This is a genomic window from Streptomyces sp. NPDC052101 (assembly GCF_040680235.1).
GTDB lineage: Bacteria > Actinomycetota > Actinomycetes > Streptomycetales > Streptomycetaceae > Streptomyces.
The window spans coordinates 1-19,160 of sequence record NZ_JBFAWH010000044.1 but is presented as its reverse complement, the minus strand read 5'-3'; the positions used below and the strand labels follow the sequence as shown (position 1 = coordinate 19,160).

13 protein-coding genes and 4 pseudogenes are annotated in these 19,160 nt (G+C 68.2%); 9 read left to right on the top strand and 8 right to left on the bottom strand.

Annotation, left to right across the window (positions count from 1 at the left end; translation table 11 throughout):
* Nucleotide 1: 1 nt before the first annotated feature.
* On the bottom strand, nt 2–823 hold the full coding sequence (locus AB0L75_RS39245; RefSeq protein ID WP_365190988.1) for a transposase: 822 nt from the start codon (nt 821–823) through the stop codon (nt 2–4).
* Between the two features lie 593 nt (nt 824–1,416).
* Here AB0L75_RS39245 and AB0L75_RS39240 point away from each other — a divergent pair.
* Nucleotides 1,417–1,942: pseudogene (locus AB0L75_RS39240) on the top strand (GNAT family N-acetyltransferase).
* 160 nt (nt 1,943–2,102) lie between these two features.
* Here AB0L75_RS39240 and AB0L75_RS39235 read toward each other — a convergent pair.
* Nucleotides 2,103–2,582 (bottom strand): annotated as a pseudogene (locus AB0L75_RS39235) (IS5/IS1182 family transposase); the annotation flags it as partial.
* Between the two features lie 147 nt (nt 2,583–2,729).
* Entirely contained in the window at nt 2,730–3,344 is a 615-nt protein-coding gene (locus AB0L75_RS39230; protein WP_365191022.1) for a TetR/AcrR family transcriptional regulator, read from the bottom strand.
* Between the two features lie 185 nt (nt 3,345–3,529).
* Between AB0L75_RS39230 and AB0L75_RS39225 the strand changes: the two genes are divergently transcribed.
* Complete coding sequence (locus AB0L75_RS39225; protein WP_365190986.1) at nt 3,530–3,922, top strand: DUF6463 family protein; 393 nt, start codon at nt 3,530–3,532, stop codon at nt 3,920–3,922.
* 389 nt (nt 3,923–4,311) lie between these two features.
* Here the strand turns inward: AB0L75_RS39225 and AB0L75_RS39220 are convergent.
* A pseudogene (locus tag AB0L75_RS39220) lies at nt 4,312–4,984 on the bottom strand (IS5 family transposase).
* Between the two features lie 378 nt (nt 4,985–5,362).
* Between AB0L75_RS39220 and AB0L75_RS39215 the strand changes: the two are divergent.
* Nucleotides 5,363–8,299: a BTAD domain-containing putative transcriptional regulator gene (locus AB0L75_RS39215; RefSeq protein WP_365190984.1), complete on the top strand. Its 2,937-nt coding sequence runs from the start codon at nt 5,363–5,365 to the stop codon at nt 8,297–8,299.
* A gap of 645 nt (nt 8,300–8,944) precedes the next feature.
* On the opposite strand, the gene AB0L75_RS39210 is transcribed toward AB0L75_RS39215, so the two are convergent.
* Nucleotides 8,945–10,168, bottom strand: coding sequence for a saccharopine dehydrogenase C-terminal domain-containing protein (locus AB0L75_RS39210; protein WP_365190982.1), 1,224 nt, complete (start codon nt 10,166–10,168; stop codon nt 8,945–8,947).
* A gap of 133 nt (nt 10,169–10,301) precedes the next feature.
* On the opposite strand from AB0L75_RS39210, the gene AB0L75_RS39205 reads away from it, so the two are divergent.
* Together AB0L75_RS39205 and AB0L75_RS39200 are read left to right on the top strand one after the other, a co-directional pair.
* Nucleotides 10,302–11,009, top strand: a complete 708-nt coding sequence (locus tag AB0L75_RS39205) for a TetR/AcrR family transcriptional regulator (RefSeq protein ID WP_365190980.1) — start codon at nt 10,302–10,304, stop codon at nt 11,007–11,009.
* A gap of 427 nt (nt 11,010–11,436) precedes the next feature.
* Nucleotides 11,437–12,132, top strand: a complete 696-nt coding sequence (locus AB0L75_RS39200) for an SDR family NAD(P)-dependent oxidoreductase (RefSeq protein ID WP_365190978.1) — start codon at nt 11,437–11,439, stop codon at nt 12,130–12,132.
* 80 nt (nt 12,133–12,212) lie between these two features.
* Here AB0L75_RS39200 and AB0L75_RS39195 read toward each other — a convergent pair whose 3' ends face one another.
* Nucleotides 12,213–12,887, bottom strand: a complete 675-nt coding sequence (locus AB0L75_RS39195) for a TetR/AcrR family transcriptional regulator (RefSeq protein WP_365190977.1) — start codon at nt 12,885–12,887, stop codon at nt 12,213–12,215.
* Between the two features lie 91 nt (nt 12,888–12,978).
* Between AB0L75_RS39195 and AB0L75_RS39190 the strand changes: the two genes are divergently transcribed.
* Nucleotides 12,979–14,040, top strand: coding sequence for an oxygenase MpaB family protein (locus AB0L75_RS39190; RefSeq protein ID WP_365190975.1), 1,062 nt, complete (start codon nt 12,979–12,981; stop codon nt 14,038–14,040).
* Between the two features lie 79 nt (nt 14,041–14,119).
* On the opposite strand, the gene AB0L75_RS39185 is transcribed toward AB0L75_RS39190, so the two are convergent.
* Together AB0L75_RS39185 and AB0L75_RS39180 are read right to left on the bottom strand one after the other, a co-directional pair.
* A complete protein-coding gene (locus AB0L75_RS39185; RefSeq protein WP_365190973.1) occupies nt 14,120–14,656 on the bottom strand; it encodes a flavoprotein in 537 nt (178 codons plus the stop codon).
* Nucleotides 14,653–15,078 (bottom strand): helix-turn-helix transcriptional regulator, encoded by a 426-nt coding sequence (locus AB0L75_RS39180; protein ID WP_365190971.1) that lies wholly within the window; start codon nt 15,076–15,078, stop codon nt 14,653–14,655. The genes AB0L75_RS39185 and AB0L75_RS39180 overlap by 4 nt, the downstream gene beginning before the upstream one ends.
* Before the next feature lie 215 nt (nt 15,079–15,293).
* Between AB0L75_RS39180 and AB0L75_RS39175 the strand changes: the two genes are divergently transcribed.
* From AB0L75_RS39175 to AB0L75_RS39165, 3 genes and pseudogenes are all read left to right on the top strand, one after another.
* The gene (locus AB0L75_RS39175; RefSeq protein WP_365190969.1) at nt 15,294–16,745 is read left to right on the top strand and encodes an amidase; all 1,452 of its coding nucleotides are present in this window, start codon (nt 15,294–15,296) and stop codon (nt 16,743–16,745) included.
* 750 nt (nt 16,746–17,495) lie between these two features.
* Nucleotides 17,496–18,671 (top strand): serine hydrolase domain-containing protein, encoded by a 1,176-nt coding sequence (locus AB0L75_RS39170; protein WP_365190967.1) that lies wholly within the window; start codon nt 17,496–17,498, stop codon nt 18,669–18,671.
* Nucleotides 18,672–18,891: 220 nt separating this feature from the next.
* Nucleotides 18,892–19,056, top strand: a pseudogene (locus AB0L75_RS39165) (serine hydrolase); the annotation flags it as partial.
* Nucleotides 19,057–19,160 lie beyond the last annotated feature (104 nt).

Here is a 19,160-nt window from a genome sequence, read left to right as displayed (position 1 = left end):
CTCACCGAGGCACTTGCGCTCGGTCTCGGTGAAGTTCTGGCCGGCGCGTGATCCAGTCCGTGACCCGGCGGACGGTCAGGTGGGGCAGCGGAGCGTCCGTGGGGATTGTCCCCGTGCGGTAGGGCCGCAGGTGGCGGCGGACGGTGTTGATGTCGCCGCGATAGCCCAGCTGCTGGATCTCCCGGGTGAGTGCGGGAGCGTTGGTGCAGCCCTCCATCCACCGGTGATGCAGAGAGAGCCGGTAGCCGTCGATCACGCTCGGGCGGTGGGTTGCCGCGACGAGAAGCTGCTCGACATCGGCGGCCCGGGCGAAGCGCAGGACGGTGCCGCGGCCGAGGCGGAGCTCACGGGCGATGGCTCGCAGGCTGTCGCCGCGTTCGATGCGTTCGTGGATCTGGTGGTGGCGTTCGCGGGTGCGGGCGACCAGCGGCCGCTGCCGTCCGTGCACGTCCAGTTCGCCCAGGGGGGTGGGGTGTTGGACGCCCGCTGGCGGGCGGGTGTCGTCCTGGTTGGCCAGCACGGTGAGGGGTTCGTGCAGGTCGGCACGGTGTCGTCCGACGACGCGCTCGACGGCCTCGGCGAGGTTGTGCAGCAGGTGCCAGGCATCGGCAACTTGCCGGGCCTGTGGTGCACCGGCGTGGGCGCCGTCGCGGAAGGAGCCGGCACGGTCGCGGCAGACAACCCTCACCTCGGGGTGTTCGCGCAGCCAGGCGGCGAAAGTGCACGCAGTGCGGTCCGTGAGGACGTCGACAGGGCGGCGGGTGTTCATGTCGACGAGGATCGTCGCGTAGGTACGACCTCGACGCACGGCGAACTCGTCCACGCCCAGACACGGGACAGACTCCGCTGCCGGGACGGGCAGTGTGCGAAGGAGTCGGAGCAAGGAGTCGGAGCAGGGTGTCCTTGCCGGTGGTGACGGCCATGCGTCCGTACAGACTGGCTCCGGCACGTCCGCCCAGAAACAGGGCGATGACCGCGAGTTGGGCGGTGAGGGCATTCGTACGGCGTGCGTGCCGACGCGTCAGGTCCGGTATTTGCTCGGCGAACGTCCGGCGCCCGCAACTGTCGTTGCCGCACACGAGACGACGTGCCCGCAGATCGAGTCGCACCTGTCGGCCGACGACGGGACGATCCGCCAGACACCGATGGTAGTAGCAGTGCACACGCGAGGATCTCCATCCGCATCCCGGGCAGGCGGCCGACCCTGCCGAGGAGCGCACAGCGAGTCGGACCTCAGTGTCCCCAAGAATCGCTCCTTCTACCGCCACTCCAACCCTCGGAAGAAGAAGGTCGGCCCCCGTCCCTGGCAGGCGTGGCTTGTAGGGCCGGGCCCCGTTGGTGAGGGTGGGGCGCGGGCCGGTGGGTTGCGGTCCGCGAGTCTTGATCGCTGCCGAGCCTGCTGATTGGCTGGCCGACATGACTGAACTCGGGCCCGTCGCCTGGCCACCTGCCCCGATCAGGACCGAGAGACTCGTGCTCCGTGAGCCCGAGGCCCGGGACCGTGCGGCGGTCATCGAGCTGCTGGCCTCGCCAGAGGTGGGCACCTACCTCGGTGGTCCTCAACCGCGTGACAAACTCGAGCGCGCGCTACCCGAGGCGCCCCGGCCTTTTCGTAGTCGATCTTGACGGAGCGATGATCGGCCAGATCACGCTCACCAGAGAGACGGGGCACCTTCGCCAGGCTGCTGGAAAGGCCGAACTTGGCTACCTGTTCCTGCCACAGACGTGGGGATACGGGTACGGCGCCGAGGCGTGCGAAGCGGCACTCGACTGGTTCGCGGGTGCGCTTCCCGGCGAACCGGTGGTACTCGCCACCCAGACCGCCAACGTCCGCTCAATGCGCCTCGCTGCGAAGCTGGGGTTCATCGAGGTAGAACGATTCGAAGCCTACGGCGCCGAGCAGTGGTTCGGCGAGTGGTCCTCGGTCACGACGTCCGATTGAGCTGGTGCTCGACAGCGCGGATCCGCAACTCGACGCAGTGCTAGGACGGAGTCCGGTGCTGCTGAACTCGTGAACATCTCACCTGGCGGAGACGGCCGAAAGCCTCCCGAAACGCTTAACATCGTCCGGCAGTAGGCGTCACTTCAGCCTGCGAGTGGGGGTAGAAGTCCACAACCCGGCGGCGTTTCTGGGTGCATCGGCGCAGCTTGCCGAAGCCGTTCATCCACGAGTGGGTCCGCTCGACCGCCCACCTCTTACCAGCCTGGAGGGGTCGGCGACGCCCTTGCGGGCGATCTCGCCGGTGAAGCCAAGCTCCGTGAGCGCAACGCCTCGGAGTCCACCGAGCGCTTCAGCCCCTGCTTGCCCCGGTCCGCCGGGGAGCGTCCTGCAGCCTCGCCGCCGCACAGGGCCTTGGTGATGCAGCCATCTGCGGACAGCTCGCCGAACTCCAGGCCGATCGTGCTGTCGTACGCCTGCAGTGCCAGCGCATGAACCTCATCAGACATTCCCAACTCAGCCCAGTGCCTGACGCGCCGTCGGATCATGTGGTCCGAACAGTCGGGCCTGCGACGCGCTCATATCCGGTGCCGTGCACCAGAACGGCGATCACATACTCAAAGACGACCCGGTCCGGGATGCGCAAGGGTCCGAGCAGGCATGACGGCAGGACAGACACGAGCCCTCCGGTGATCACTGAGCGTGGACAACTCCATGATCACCACCGCTCGCGCCTGCTCTTCATCCGGGGCGCCTTCCGACCACCCGTGCACCTCTACTGCCGGACGCTCTAAGTGTTCCGCGAGCCCTGCTGGCGCCCGGCCGGAGGTTCTGTGCGGTCGTCCGTGCCGGGTGAGCGGTCGAGGAGAAGCCTGCCGGCCCGGGCACGGACCTCGGCTTGGGTACGGCCGGGATGGTCGGCGGCGAGGAAGTGGCTGCCGATGGCCATGCAGAAGGCGAGCAGACTGCGGGCCTCGACCTCTTCCGGGTCGGGGCAGAATACGCTGATCGCGTCACGCAGCAGCTGCATGCGCCGGTTGTCCACGCGGCGCAGCCGGTCGGCGACCGCCAGGTCGCGGCGTGCCCAGTCGCGGACGGCGAGGTCGATGGGCAGCAGACGGTCGCCGGAGAAGGTGAGTTGCCCGGCGAGCCGCACCCTTTCCCCGGGGTCGTCGCTCTCCTGCTCGACCCGGTCGATGACGTCGTCGACGCTCTCTCGCTCCCAGGCGTCGAGCATCTCGGTCAACAGCGCCTCGCGGCTGGCGAAGTAGCCGTAGAAGCCTCCCCTGGTGACGCCGAGCGCCTTTGCCAGGGCCTCGATGCGTACGGCCTCCACGCCGCCCTTCGCCAGTGCGCGCAGTCCTTCTTCGATCCAGGTCTCGCGCGGTGTGCGCAGCGCACCCATCGTGTGGTCCACCTCATGCAGTAGCTGGTTGTACAGGGCTGTATAACGGGTCTAACCTCGCGTTGTACATAACTGTATAACGGACGTCGGGGGACGGGGACTTCGGCATTCCGGACGGACGGCTCCCGGGCGAACGACCCATCCCGTCCCCTCGTCCCCGTGGTCGTGAGAAACGGAGTACTCAGATGATCAAGTGGGCAGGTTGGATCATCACGCTGGCCGGTATCGGGCACACGCTGGGCAGCCTTGTCGAAACGGCTCCGGATTACGCCGGGACCTGGTTCGGCGGGGCGTGGAACCTCGGGGACTACCCCAAGATGAGCGACGCCACCGTCGCCTGGTGGTATTCGGTGTTCAGCTTCGGCCCGCCGCTTATCCTCATCGGCCTGACCGTGCTGTGGCTCGCCCGTCGCGGAATGACGCCGCCCGTGTTCGTCGCCTGGGCCATAGTGGCGTGGGTCGTCCTCGGTTTCGTAGTCGGCGGGCCCTCGCCCTTGTTGATCCTCCTTGTCGCGGCCTGCCTGCTGCTGGTCGGAGCCCGACGTGGCGAAGGCCAGGGGAACACGTCTTCCGACTGAGGCGGCGGCACCTGAGCGCTGAGCACCGTCCCGGCGACATCGTCCGCGGGCGCCGGGCCATCTGCGGATGCGGCACGGCCCGAGTGACGGACGGCGCCCGTCACCCTCGACCTCGGCCTGTACCTGTTGCCTGCCTTCCCGCTTCCGGTGGGCTCGCGTGGCTGAATCTGGCTCAGCCGGTCGCCCCGCGCGGCCACCTGGTGAAGCGCGCCGCAGCCAACCACCGTACGCCGCATCGGATATGACGCTCTCAGGTCCAGGGCAGGTCGCCTTCGACGATGACGTCGTGGACCGCGACGATGTTCGGATGGTCGCGCAGCCGGGCGGCATCGCGGGCCTTCCAGACCCGTTCGAATCCGCCCGAGCCTTGGACCTGTGTGATCTTGTGATCAACCAGTTGTCTTCAAGGGGGCGTTGATCGAGATCATCGAGGCACGGAGGTGGAGGCGGGAAGGTAGCTCTCAGGTGTCTTGTCGTATCGAGTCGCGATGCCCGGTCAGGCCTACAACTTGTTGATCAGGCGCTCGACGGTGTTCCGTTCTCCGGGATGACTGCCTTGATGTTGCGTCTGCGCAGGTAAGAGCCGTTGGCGCGAGAGGAATAGGCCCTGTCCGCGGCGACAGCGTCGGGCGGGTCCGGCGTCGGCCGACGGGAAGACGGATGCGCACCTTCCGCAGCACGGGGACGGACGAACTGCGGGCAATCGGCGGCCTGTCCTGCGATCAGCACGAGGGACAAGGGACGGCACTAGCGGACTGCAACGAGATGAACCTCGCTCGCCAGTCCACCGCGAGATCTGCCGAGCAAGGCAGTGGTGGAGCCCACACTGACCAGCGATAGGTCCGTCTGTCCCTGGCGGGCGGCCTCGGCGATCAGGCCTTCGAGCAGTGCGGTGAAGACGCCGGCGTCCCTCCACGCCCAGAAGCGGCCGTAGACAGTCGGCCGCGGGCTGAACTCGCCGGGCATCTCCCGCCACTGGCTGCTGGTGGGGAACGGCCAGATCACCCCCTCGAACTGATCCCGCGGCCGCTCGGGGTAGGGCCCGTACTCGCCTATCGGCATGAAGGACTCGATCAACTTCCATTGCTCGTCGGTGAGTTGCCCGCATGTCGCGATCGTCTTCCCACCGGATCCCCTTGCCGAGGGACCCGGATCGGCAAGATCGATCACGCCATCACACAAGCGCTGGCGTCGCGCCGTGGTGTGTATGCATCGTTCCGGTTGCGCACGGCCACGGGTTGCTTTCGGCATGCACGCGCAACCCCGTGGTCGCATCAAGTGCGGAGTCCGAAGGCACGCTCCGTACGTATTCCTGCCCACTCGTCTGCGATGAGCCCCGCTACGGGGACGCTATGGACACGGATCCGTCGGCCGTCCTAGATTCGTCCTAGTGCGAGGTCAGCCGCGGATTGGCGCTAATCGTCACGTGCCGGGGGAAGCATGAGGTTCGGCTTACTGGGGCCGTTACACGCGCAGATCACCGGGCGCGAGGTCCGGTTCAACGGACCGCGGCAGGCCAAGATGCTGGCCGCGCTTCTGGTCGACGCCAACAACATCGTCGCCATGGATCGGCTCGTCGCCGTGATGTGGGACGGGAACGCGCCCGCCACTGCGGTCCGTCAGGTCCAGGACGCCGTCTCCGGGCTGCGCCGCAACCTCGTGGCCTGCGGAGCACCAGGCTCCTTGATCAGTACGCGGCGCGGCGGCTACGAGATCCACCTGGCCCCGGATCAGCTCGACCTGCTGGAGTTCGACCACGAACGGCGCCTCGCCGAACAGCACACGGCCCCGTTCGAGTCAGCTGTCGCGCTGCGGCGGGCACTGGCCTGCTGGCGCGGAAACGCCCTGGTCGACATCTCCAGCCGGGTCCTGGAGATCGATGCGGCACGGCTGAACGAGAGACGCGCGGCCACGCACAAACAGTGCCTGGCCATCGAACTCGACCTGGGGCGTCATCGAGAGGTCATCGACGAACTGACCGCCCTGCTCCGCGAGCACCCCTACGACGAGGACGTCGCCGAACACTTGATAGTCGCCCTCTACCGGTGTCGGCGACAAGGCGAGGCGCTGCAGGTGTACGAGCGGCTGCGCCGGACACTGGCCGACGAACTCGGCGTCGATCCCACCCCGCCGCTCCAGACACTGCATCAGCGCATCCTGACCGCAGATCCCGCCCTGGTGGCTCCGGTCCCAGCAAGTGGTCCCTCGGACACACCACCGGAGAGACCTGACGTGCCGGCCGCCGAGCCGGCAATGGCGATGCCTGTGCGTCAACTGCCCCTCGACGTCTCCGACTTCGTGGGCCGGGCCGAGGCACTGGGCGAGATCGCCGGACTGCTCGACGCGTCGGCGCCGAACCGGGCCCCGGTGGCCGTCATCGTGGGCGGTCCCGGTGTCGGCAAGTCCTGCCTGGTTACGCACGCCGCGCGGCTGGCGAGTACCGCTTTCCCCGACGGCCAGCTCTACCTCAACCTCGCCGCGACATCGGACGAGCCGCGGGACCCGGGGCTGATGCTGGCCGAGGCGCTGCGCGCGCTCTCGATCGCCGGCAGCGCGATCCCGAACGGTCTGTTCGAGCGGGCCGCGCTCTACCGGTCGTTGCTGGTGGACCGCCGCATGCTGGTGGTGCTGGACGATGCCGGTCACGCCGATCAGGTGCTGCCGTTGCTGCCCGGGGCCGACGGCTGTGCCGTGTTGATCACCAGCCGCACTCTGCTGACGCAACTTCCCGGCGCCCGGCACATCGACCTGGACGTGCTGAGCCCGGCAGAGGCACGGGAGTTATTCACCGGCATTGTCGGGCGGCGCCGCGTCGAGCGGGAACCGGCGGAGGCCGACGCGATCCTCGACTGCTGCGGCAACCTGCCGCTGGCGATCCGGATCGCCAGCGGCAAGCTCACGGGCCGCCCGGCTTGGTCGCTGCGGGTGCTGCGGGAACGGATCGAGGATGAGTCCCGGCGGCTGGCCGAGCTGAGGATCGGAGACCTCAGCGTGCGAGCCAGCGTCGAACTGAGCTTACGGCTGCTGCCGGCCGACGCGGTGCGCGCACTGAGCCTGCTGGGTCTGCTCGGCGCCTACACCCTGCCCGGCTGGGTGGTCGGCCCACTGCTGGACCGCTCGGACGCAGAGGAGGTGTTGGACACCCTCGTCGATGCCAGCCTGGTTCGGCTGACCGCCACCGACGCCATCGGCCAGCCGCGCTACCGGCTGCACGACCTGATCAGGACCTGTGCCGTGGAGATCGCCGCCCCGCTGCCGGCGACGGACAAGCGGGACGCGATCATTCGAGTGCTGTCCGCCTGGCTCGAGCTGGTCGGGCGCGGCACCGATCGACTGCCGGCGGCCGGGCTGCTGGCCGCCGCGCCCGGTTCGGCACCGCGCCGGCCGCTGCCCGATGCGGTCGTGGACCGGCTGATGGCCGATCCGTTCGGCTGGTTCGACGCGGAGAGCGACAACCTGCTCGGCGCGGTGAAACTGGCCGTGGATTGGGGCCTGGACGAGTTGGCCTGGGAGCTGGCGGCCGGCACGGCGACCTACTACGACCACCGGTGTCTGTATCAGGACTGGCAGCACGGGCACCAGCTCGCGTTGGGCGCGACCGAGGCCGCCGACAACGTGCGCGGCACATCGGTGCTGCTGCGCGGTCTTGGCCAGCTGCACATCTACCGAGACGAGTTCGACCAGGCAACCCGTGCCCTGGAGTCCTCCGTCGGGCTGTGCCGGGATGGTGGGGACAAACGCGGCGAGGCGTTGTCCATGGCGATGCTGAGCACGGTCAGCCGGGTACAGGGCCGTGACGACGAAGCCCTCGAACGTGTCGAGCAGGCGCTGGCCATCGCGGTCGGTGAGGGCGACCGGCACATCGAAGCGCAGCTGTCCTGCTCAATGGCCGTGATGACGCTCATGCAGGGCAAACTCGAAGAGGCGGAACTCTGGTTCAACGGGGCCTTGAGCCAGGCCAGGGCGCTCGACGACGAGCATCGCGTGGCCGTCGTGCTGCGGCGGTTCAGCCGGCTGCATGATCGGCGCGGTGATCCGGACGAGGCACTGCGCTGCCTGTGGCAGGCGTTGGCCACCTTCGAGAAACTGGCCGACGAGCGGTGCGCCGGGTACACACTGCTGGAAGTCGGCCGCGTGTACGCCGGTCAACACGACCGGGACCGGGCGAGCCCGGCGTTGGAGCGCGCGGCGGGTCTGTTCCACCGGCACGGAGACCGCCAGGACGAGGCCGCGTGCTGGCAACTGATCGGCGACCTGGACGCCGCCGCCGGCGCCCACGACATGGCGCACCAACACCGAGGGCGGGCGCTGCGGCTGTGGCAGATGATCGGAGACATGAACCAGACGAAAGGTCTAGCGCGACCGTCGTCGCCGTGATGCGGGCCACGCACCCCTGCCCCGGCCTGCACAAGGTGTCAGAGTCAGTCTTCATCAGGGAAGTAGAAAGGGGCTTTCCCTGTGATCGTGGACACCGGTTGTCATGCGGGGTGGCCGGCGTAGTTGATCGCTGTTCGTAGGTGGTCGGGCTGATCTGGCCGAGGCGGGAGTGCCGGCGGCGGGTGTTGTCACGGGTCGCCCATCGGACGACAGACACGGCGCGGCCCAGGACGGCAGCGGCTTGCGCCGGACCTATGACCAGGCGCAGGCAGCCATGGACCGCGCCGGCCTCAACGCCTACCGGCCCGTATGGCTCCCGCGCTATCGCCACGAGCCGCCTCGCACACGCCCGGCCCGCCCAGGGCCACGCCGACGCCGCCACGGCCACCGCGACGGTGGGTCCCCGCCGACACCGCGACCCACCATGCCCAGGTAACACGCGTGCTGAAGCCGACCCCTCGGTCGGGGTGACCCCGGCTCCGATGACCGGCCGGTCCAGAGTGGACGCGATACCGGCCGTGTTGGTCACGAGCCCCCATCCGGCCGGTAGACGGGCAGTCCGGCCAGTCGACGGCCGGAACTCGCGCCGGTCAGGACCGCTATCCGGCGTTCTCCTCGCCATGCTGCGCCGCCCAGGGTGTGAAGTCAGCCCTGGTCGCGGAGGCCCCAAGGGGAACCGTACTCGGTAAGCAGGTCGAGGAACGGGCGTGGCGGCAGGGCTTCCGGTCCGAGGACGCCCTCGCCCGTCCAGGCGCCGGTGGCCAGCAGCTCCAGCGCGACGACGGGATTGACCGCCGTCTGCCACACGACGGCCTGCGAGCCGTATTCACGCATCGACCACTCGTTGTCGACGACGTGATACAGGTACACCTCGCGCGGCGCACCGTCCTTCGTGCCCTTGACCCAGGTGCCGGCGCAGGTCTTGCCCGTCATCCGGTCTCCCAGACCCGCCGGATCGGGTAGGCAGGCCGCGACGACGTCGCGTGGAGAGACGCCGACAGGCCCGTCCTGGCCGGGCACCGTCACCTTGGCGGTGGAGTCGAGACCCAGTTCGTGGAGGGTCTTCAGCTTGGCGATGAAGTCATTGCCGAGCCCGTACTTGAACGTGACGCGACGCGCGTCCACCCAGCGGGGGATCAGCAGCACCTCTTCGTGTTCGACGTTGACACACTCCACCGGACCGATGCCCTCAGGGAAGTCGAAGACCTCGGGCGCGCTGAACGGAGCCGTGGTGAACCAGCCGCGGTCCTTCTCGTAGACGACCGGCGGATTGAGGCACTCCTCGATGGTCGTCCAGATGCTGAAGGACGGTGCGAAGTCATAGCCCTCGACAGTGAGGTTGGCACCGTCCCGGATGCCGATCTCCTCGATGTCGTCGAAGAGTTCGTCGGCCGCATAGCGGGCGAAGACATCGGACAGACCGGGTTCGACGCCCATGCCGACCAATGCCAGCCGTCCGGCGTCCTCCCAGCGCTGGGCCAGCTGGAACTGTTCGTCGCCGAGTTTCACACCGCACTCCTCGTACGGCCGGGTGGCATGTGGTGCCGACAAGGACATCGCCATGTCCAGGTAGTGCGCGCCGGCCTCCAGGGCCGCCTGGAAGAGGGGCATCACGAACCTGGGGTCGGTGGCATTGAGCAGCACGTCACAACGTTGCTCGGTGAGGATTCGGCGCACCGCCTCCTGATCGGACGCGTCCACCCGTTGCGCGCTGAACCGGCTGCCCTCCTCCCCCAGTGCGGCGACGGCGGCTTCCGCACGGGCGAGGTTGTAATCGGCCACCACCATGTGTGTGAGGAAGTCCCTACGGGCGGCGATCCGGGTGACGGCGGTTCCGACGCCGCCCGCGCCCACGAGCAGTACACGCATGTCACACACCTTTCTTCCTGGAGGCGGGCGCCTCCGATGGGGACTGATGCAACGGGATGCCACAAGGTAAGGTCAACCGTGTTGGCATAAGGTCCAGGACGGACGAGGGCCGAAGTCGAGGGAGACAGCACACATGGCGAAGCCAGTGGTGCCGGAAACGGCACGTCAGCGTCGGCGGCCCACGCGCAACGGCACCGTTCTGTCCGAAGAGATCATCGTGGACACCGCCCTGCGCGTGCTGAGGGAACACGGAAGCACCGGGCTGACGGCCCGCCGACTCGGCGCCGCGCTGGGCGCCGATCCCAGCACCCTCTACCGCTATTTCGCCGGGATGGACGATCTGACCCGGGCCATCGGGGACGAGCTGATGGGCCGGGCGCTCGACAACTGGACGGCCACCGGGGACTGGCGCTCGGACCTACGGGCTCTGGGCCGAGCCATCTACGGCGCCTATCTCGCCCACCCGCAAGCTGCTCTCCTCACCGCCAGCCGGGTCACCGGCCGCCCCCGCGAGATCGCGGTCGACGAGACGATCCTCGGCATCCTGCGCGGCACCGGGCTGCCCGATCCGGCCGCCGTCCACGTCTACCACGCGTTCATCGACCAGAGCCTGGCCTTCGCAGCGCTGGACGCGGGCTCCCTCGCATTGGCCGCCGAAGCTCGTGCAGGGGATGAGGAGATGTGGAAGTCCACGTACTCACAGCTGCCGGCCGAGTCACATCCCCACATCGCCGCCACAGCGAACCTGCTCGCAAGGCGCATGCCCCACAGCGCCTATCCGGCCGCCCTGGAAATGCTGCTGGAACACACGGCGGCGCAGCTCGCTCGGGCAGGTGAGTGAGCCCGGCAGGCCGCCATCCTTACGCCAACACCATTGACCTTTCGGGGCGCCGCCGCGTTTCCTTGTCGGAACGGCGGGAAGCCCAGGAGCCGTGCGACATGTACCGACCGCCCGCCGGACCTCCCCGGAGCCATGCGACTGACCCCGGGCGATCCTCCGCGCACGAGGGGCGTCGCCGCATGTGCCGTCCGCGCCGGGAATGCCAGCAGCCCCCGAAGGGGGGAACACATGGTCGATCACGGCGCCCGGGAGATCCCCGTGAACCCGCAGCGCCGACCGGGCTCAACCCACAGGTGATCGGTTTCCTCTACTCCGTCGCCATCGGCCTGAACTCGACCTCCCCCTACTCGCCGGCCGCCGTGATCGCTCCTGGGTGTCGCAAGTCCTCGGGCCCACCACCAGCTGGCTCGGCGACTGACCCGTCACCATGACGGCGTGCTGGTCGTCGGCCCCCTCGGCGAGGTCAGGGTGCCCTTCGCTCAGCTGGCCACAGGGCTGGACGGGTGGGCCGGCGACGCCTGGGTCGTACGGCCGCTCACGGTCCCCGTCATCGTCGGGATGGCCGCGCTGTGTGTCGGCAGCAGTGAGTCCTCAGCGCGGCTGCATAACGTCGCCGTCCTCCTACAGATGGGGCGGGATTGCCGGCCTTCCCGCCCTGGTCACTGGGGCCTCCAGCGGTATCGGCCACGCCACCGCCCGCCCTGGAGCTTCCTGCGAGGGCGCCTCCGGGCCCTGGTCGGCCGAAGTGAGGACCGGCTCACCGACCTCGCCGCAGAAACACCGCTGCCGGTGGTCAGACCCGGGCACCCACTCGGCCGTTCCCCACCTGGTCAAGGCAGCCGCCGATGCACTGCGTCAGGTCGCCGACATCGTCAACATCGGTTCCCTCGCGGGCCGTGAAGCCTTCGCCATGTCCGCCGTGTACTGCGCCACCAAGTTCGGCGTAGGCGCCTTCAGTGAGTCGCTGCGCCAGGAACTGGCGCGTCGGCACGTTCGCGTCTCCGTCGTCCAGTCGGGCAGCGTCGACACTGCCAGCACTCCTCTCACGCGAGCCGAGCCCATAGTCCGTGTGTGCCTGGTGCTGGCACCGCCATCATCATCGTCGGCGCCATGCTGCACATAGTGAAGGGAGCCCGGGACACTCGAAGGGCCGCCGTTGCGGCAGGACGGGAGCGGCCGCCAAGAGGCCGCGCCCGGCTGTCGTCAACGCGTCCGTGGCAAGACGGCGCCGAGGATCACTTGTAGCTGGCCGATCAGGCGCGGCGGGTCGAACTTGCCGGGATCGGTGAGCGCGAGGCGGCCGAAGTGTTCCGCGCAGGCGACGAGTGCGTGGGCGAGGACTTGCGCATCGAGCTGCTGGGTGGCGGCCGTGCCGCTCCGGTGAGCCAGAGCGAGGGAGACCCATGCTTCGACCCGGAGCCGGAACCGCTCCCTGTCCGCCTCGATGCGGTCACGGACGACCGTGGGCATGTTGCCCGGGGGCAGCAGGATCAGCCGCCAGGTGTCCGGATCCTGGTGGAGCATCGCGGACATCCGGCGCACGGCTTCAGCCGCGAACGCGGCCGGGTCGCGCAGGTTCTCCGTGCTGGGGATCGTCTGGAGAAGGTGCTCGAAGGCGCGTGCCTGCTGCCGGTCGAGCAGGGCGGTCAGCAGGGAGTCGAGATTCTCGTAGGCGCTGTAGACCACCGACCGGGCGACATCTGCCCTCTTCGCGATGGCATCGATGGAGACCCGGTCGTAGCCGTCGTTCACGATCACGGCGAGGGCTGCGTCGAGCAGCTGCTCGCGGCGTTGCTCGATCGGGACGCGCGCGGCGTAGGGACGCCGCTTGCGTGGCCGGTCTTCCGAAGAGGGGGACGAAGAGGGGGACGCAGACACCTTGGCAGTTTACGACATGCGTGTCTTAATTTAAGACAGCAGTGTCGTAATTGAGGGCGGCGCACGCCGCGGACGCACGAGGAGCGGCTCCATGGCGAAGCTGAAGCACGGCGAGATCGAACCGCACGAGGACTACGGCTTCTTCGGTCCGGGCTCGGTGGTGTGGAAGGTCTGGAGCTATCCGACAGCGCCGACCGTGGGTTTCCAACGAGCCGTGGTGGTGGAGGAACTCGACCCGCCGCTGGTCGCCGCCGTCCACGCGACCCAGGGCATCTACCGGCGTTCCCGCACTCGCTACGACCGGACCCTGAAGTACTTCGCGATGGTGGCCTTCGCCGGTTCACGGGAGGTGTGCAAGGCCGCGGACATCCTGGTCAAGGTCCATTCCAAGGCGATAGGCCACCTGCCCTACGGCGGCGGGACCTACGATGCCAACGACCCTGCCTCGCAGCTGTGGATCCAGCTCACCGGCTGGCACTCGATCCTCTACGCGTACGAGAAGTACGGGCCCGGGAAGCTCTCCGCGCAGGAGGAGAAGGAGTACTGGGAGGCATGCGCTCTCGCCGCGGAACTGCAGACGTGCTCCCCCGACGACATACCCCGCAGCCGTGAAGGCGTCCAGGCGTACTTCGAACAGATGCGCCCGCAGCTGTCCGCCAGCCCGATCGCACGGCAGGCCATGAACCACCTGCTCAGGAGCGAACTGGTGCTGCCGCCGACGCCGCGCTGGGCGCAGCCGGCGAGTCTGGCCGTCGCGAAGGCACAGCGAATCGCCACGATCGCCACCATGCCACGCTGGATGCGCGAGATGGCCGGCATCCGGCAGTCACGCCTCCTCGACATCCTCATCGTGCCCGTCATGAAGGCAGCCTTCGCACTCGCGCACCTCAACCCCAAGGTCGAACTGCGCCTACTGGACAGGATCTCGCCCTCCACCGTCGCGGTGATTGCGCCGGTCAAGCTCGGCATTCCTCCTCGCAAGGAGGAAGTACTTACCCCCGCAGAAGCCCGTGCCCGCCACGGCTACGCCAAGCCCGCCCAAGCACATCTCGAATTCCGGGCCCGGCAAGCCGCACGCGTCTTCGGTGACGGTGAAGCCCCCAGCGAGCAGGGGCTCATCGAGTCCCAGGAGATCCTGGGACCGCTCTCATAACCAGGACCGATCTCGGGTGCTGCGTGGGGCGCTGCGGCTTGCGGGTGCAGGCACCTGGGCTGCCTCACGGACGAGCATGTCATGGTTCCAGAAGTTCCAGGGCTTCCTCCCAGCGGAAGCGGTCTGCGCCGCCGCCGGCCCTGGGCTGGTGCGGTTCGCAGGAGCCGATCAGGACGCCCATCCCCCGCAGCCGGTCCAGGCTCTGCTGGTAGGCGGGGTGGGCGGCCTGGGCTGAGTTCAGGTAGGGCAGTGCCACGGTCGGGATGCCCATGCCGTATGCCTCGCACAGGATGCCCAAAGCCAGGGTGTCGGATATCCCGGCGGCCCACTTGTTGATCGTGTTGAAGGAGGCCGGGGCGACCGCTATGGCGTCCGCGGGCGGCAGCGGGCGACGGTCGCCCGGTGAGCGCCAGGCGGAGCGGATCGGGTAGCCGGTCTGTGCCTCGATCGCGGCTGCGTCGATGAAGCCGAGGCCCTGCGGGGTGGCGACGACACCGACGTCCCAGTCCGCCTCCTGGGCAGCAGTGATCAGCTTGCCCACGTCACGGGCGACACCGGCCGCGCAGACGACGACGTACAGGAAGGGCTTCTTGTCCGGGGCGGTCGGTTCGGTCACGCGGGGACTCCCGGTCGGCGGCTGAAGTGGTGCAGTTCCGGCAGCGTACGACGGCGGTCGCGGGCGGCCATGTCGGCGACCAGGTTGCGGACGTCGGGGCGGCGGATGTCCTGGTACTTCAGGGAACGGCGGTCGTAGGAGCCGGTGAGCTGGTCTGCGGTGTGCCGGACGAGGGCGACGGCCTCGGTGGTGTGCTTCTCGCGGACCAGGACGTGGGCCTGGACACGGAGGCTGGAGGCGAGGCCCAACTGGTCCGGCGGGATGTTCAGTTCCTGGGCGATGGCGCAGAGCACGCGGATGTCCTCCGTGCCGCGACCGCTCTCCAGGCGGCTCACCTTTGACTGGTGATAGCCGAGCGATGCCGCCACCTCATGCTGTGAGCGCCGCTGTAACACCCGTGCCTGGCAGATCTGTTCGCCCATCTACCTTGCTTCCCCATGTGCAGAGGCCATATGTCACGGCTTCCTCCCCAGGCCTAGCACCGATCCCGCCGCGCGTCGCCATCGCCATCGCCATCGCCATCGGTCGGGCCAATTGTCTGTGGCCGGAGAGAAGCGTGATCAGTATTGAGGCATCCAATCCCGTTGCGCGAAGCGGCATTTCATGATTTCTTCCAGAGGCCGGTACGGTCGGATTCATGGAGTGGAATTTTCAGACGGCCGAAAAACTCGCGGCTGCCTTGCGTGCCGGTGAAGTGACCTCGGCGGAACTGACCGACGAGGCGATCGCCCGTATCGAGCGGGACGACAAGGCGATCAACGCGATGTGTGTGCCGGACTTCGACCGTGCACGGGCCGCCGCGCGCGATGCGGACCAGGCGCGCGCCCGCGGTGAGGACCGGCCGCTGCTCGGCATTCCGGTGACGGTCAAAGAGTCCTACAACATCGCCGGGCTGCCCACGACCTGGGGCATACCGCTGCACCGAGACTACATGCCGGCCGAGGACGCGGTGCAGGTGTCGCGACTCAAGGCCGCAGGCGCGGTGGTGCTCGGGAAGACCAATGTGCCGTTGGGGCTGCAAGATGTACAGAGCTTCAACGAGATCTACGGCACCACCAACAACCCGTGGGACCACCGTCGTACGTCGGGCGGATCCTCCGGCGGATCAGCGGCGGCCCTGGCGTCCGGATTCGGCGCGCTGTCCATCGGCTCCGACATCGGCGGTTCGTTGCGCACCCCCGCACATTTCTGCGGCATTTACGCGCACAAGCCGACACTCGGGCTGGCGGCGAGCCGCGGCATGGTCCCGCCACCCGGGCCGGCCCTGCCGGTCGAGCACGACCTCGCCGTCGTCGGTCCGATGGCGCGCACCGCTCGCGACCTCACGCTCCTGCTCGACGTCATGGCCGGACCGGACCCGCTGACGCTCGGTGTGGCGCACGAATTGACGCTGCCGCCCTCGCGCCACGAGCGGCTCTGCGACTTCCGGGTCTTGGTCCTCGACGAGCATCCGCTCATTCCGACCGGGTCCGCTGTGCGGGCGGGCGTGAACCGGGTGGCCGACGTGCTTGTCGACGGCGACGCCCGCGTCGAACGGCACAGCCCGCTGCTGCCCGATCTGACCGAAGCCGCGATGCTCTACACGCAGTTGCTGTTTTCGAGTTCCGTTGCACGTTTTCCCGTCGAAGCGTACGAGCAGCTGCGGACCCTCGCCGCCGGACTGAGCGCGGACGACCAGAGTCTCGATGCGGCGCGGCTGCGCGGCATGGTGTTCAGCCACCGGGACTGGATCGAGGCGAACAGCCGTCGCGAGCTCCACCGCCATGGCTGGCGGCAGTTCTTCGCCGAGTTCGACGCCGTGGTGTGTCCCATCACGCCCACTCCCGCGTTCCCGCACGACCACAACCCCGACCTGATGAAACGTCGGATCGACATCGACGGCGTCGAGTATCCGTACTTCGACCAGCTCGTCTGGGCCGGTCTGGCCACCATGCCCGGACTACCCGCCACCGCCGTACCAACGGGCCGGTCCCCCGAGGGTCTGCCGGTCGGAGTGCAGCTCATCGGTCCGATGTTCGAGGACCGCACCCCGCTGCGGCTGGCCGAACTGCTCGAGCAGAAGATCGGCGGCTTCCAGGCACCGAAGTAGGGCGTACTACCGGGTGTCCGTCGAGGACTGGGGGCGGGGGGCGGGGGCAGTCGCTGCCCGGAACGCGAATGTCACCCGCCTCCCACAACACGGCAGAAGGCCGCCGGTCCGTGCTGACACAACACGCGACAGCGAAGTCGATCGCAGATGCCCCGACCCCATCGCCGCAGAGGCAGCAACCAGCATCACGGACGCCGCACCCGGAGCCGACCACTTCGAACACAACACGAACCCCACCGCACACGGCGACCGCAGAGACAAGGCGCTCCTACGCCGCCACCACCTCGCTCTACCCCTCGGTGTCCTCCGACTTCCGCACCCGCACCCTGCGCCGAGTGCTCGACGGGACGACCAGCAAGGCTCTCGGCATCACCGGCAGAGGGGGCATCTGATGGTCCGGCGGCTGAGCCACCACTGACATCTGCGGCGGATCACGGCCGCCCACAACATCTGGAAGGCCACCGAGCCCATCCCGCTCCTGCGGGACCGCCGCATCAACCTGTCCACAGCCCAGATCTACCGCCTGGTCACCGACCGGACCCGAGCGCCCTGCCATTGCCGGTGCTCGCCGCACTTTGCGAAATCTCTCCGCTGCTCACTGGCCCCGCATGCAACCGTGCCTACTCTCAACCACTCCGTCGTCGCGTGAGGCCTTGCTGTACAAGCGCCCCGCACTCGAAACGGGTGACCTACGCTCCAGCCGACGGCAACGCACGAGTACGGCATACAGACGATTCCCAGGAGCGTGGAATGACGATACGGAAGAGATCCAGGGCCGGCGTGGTCGGTCTGGCAGCGGTCGCGATGGCGGCCACCGCCTTCACGGGTCCCGCCCGGCGGGACACGGCCTCCACGGCGGTCGACCACCAAGCGACACAACGCGCGATGGACGCGGCCGTGAAAGCCGGTGTCCCCGGCATCACCGCCGAAGCACGCGATTCCAACGGAGTCTGGAAGTCCGCATCGGGCGTAGGCAACCTGAAGACAGGTGCGCCGCGCGGCAAGAACGACCGGTTCCGCGTCGGCAGCATCACCAATACATTCGTGGCAACCGTCCTCCTTCACATGGAGGCGGAGAAGAAACTCAGCCTCGACGACACCGTGGAGCGTTACCTGCCCGGCCTGGTGACGGGCAACGGCAACGACGGCGGCAAGATCACCGTACGGCAGCTCCTCAACCACACCAGCGGACTGTTCGACTACCTGGCCGACAACGAGTACGACCAGACGTACGTGTTCGGCGACGGCTTCCTCCGGCACCGGGACGACACCCTGACACCCGAGCAGCGCGTGAAGGTGGCCCTCTCCCACGAGCCGCAGTTCGAGCCCGGTGCCAGGCAGTCGTTCTCCCACACCAACGACATCCTGGCCGCGCTGATCGTCGAGAAGATCAGCGGCAGGTCGTACAAGGACGAGGTGCGCGAGCGCATCATCGAACCCCTGGGGCTCAAGGCGACGTCCAACCCCGGGAACAGCATCCACCTGCCCCAGCCGAGCAGCCACGGCTACTCCAAGCTCTTCACCGCGCAGCCCGACCGCATCGACGACGTCACCGAGATGAACGGGTCACAGCTCTGGGGCGACGGCGACATCATCTCCAGCGCAGGCGATCTGAACCGGTTCTACCGGGCCCTGATGCGCGGGAATCTGCTGCCACCGCAGCAGCTGAAGGAGATGAAGACGACCATCGACGACCCCGATCTCCCGGGCTCGTCCTACGGACTCGGCATCGAACGGTTCACCCTCAGCTGCGGCACCACCATCTGGTACCACGACGGCGGTACGTTGGGGTGGATCTCCTTGGCCGCCTTCACTGAGGACGGCAGCCACCAACTCACGTTCAATTACAACAGCAACTGGGGAGCAGAGACCATCCTCCCCATCCTGAACGCCGAGTACTGCGACACACCAGCCCGCTCACGCTGACGCAGGCACGAGAGCGCGCCCTCCTGACCACGGCACCAGCACGCCACGGCCCGCACCTCAGGTACGGGCCGTGGCGGTCCGGCTCGTCCCATACGAGGGCGCTTTCGCATGCGGAGGGCGATGCTGCACGCGGTCGCCCGGGCATGCGAGTAATCCAGTACGTCGTCGGGCCGCTGCCAACTCATCTCAGCTGCACACCGAACAGCCCGACACGTCACTCCCCGGCCCCATCTGGGCCGTCGGAGACTCCACCGGCATCCGCGCACAGGGCGCCACCGGCCTCTTCGATCCCGATGAGCCAGAGGTGCCGCTGCGCGCCGACACCGTCTTCGACACCGCCAGCGTCACCAAGTTCCTCGCCGTCCGGAAAACCGTCTGGAGCAGCGGCGCCATCGGGTCTGTACGCTCACCGGTGTAATTGATGATCATGGAAGAGACATCAAGTGACTGACACCGTGACCGAGTCCGTGACCGTCGATGACCAGGCGG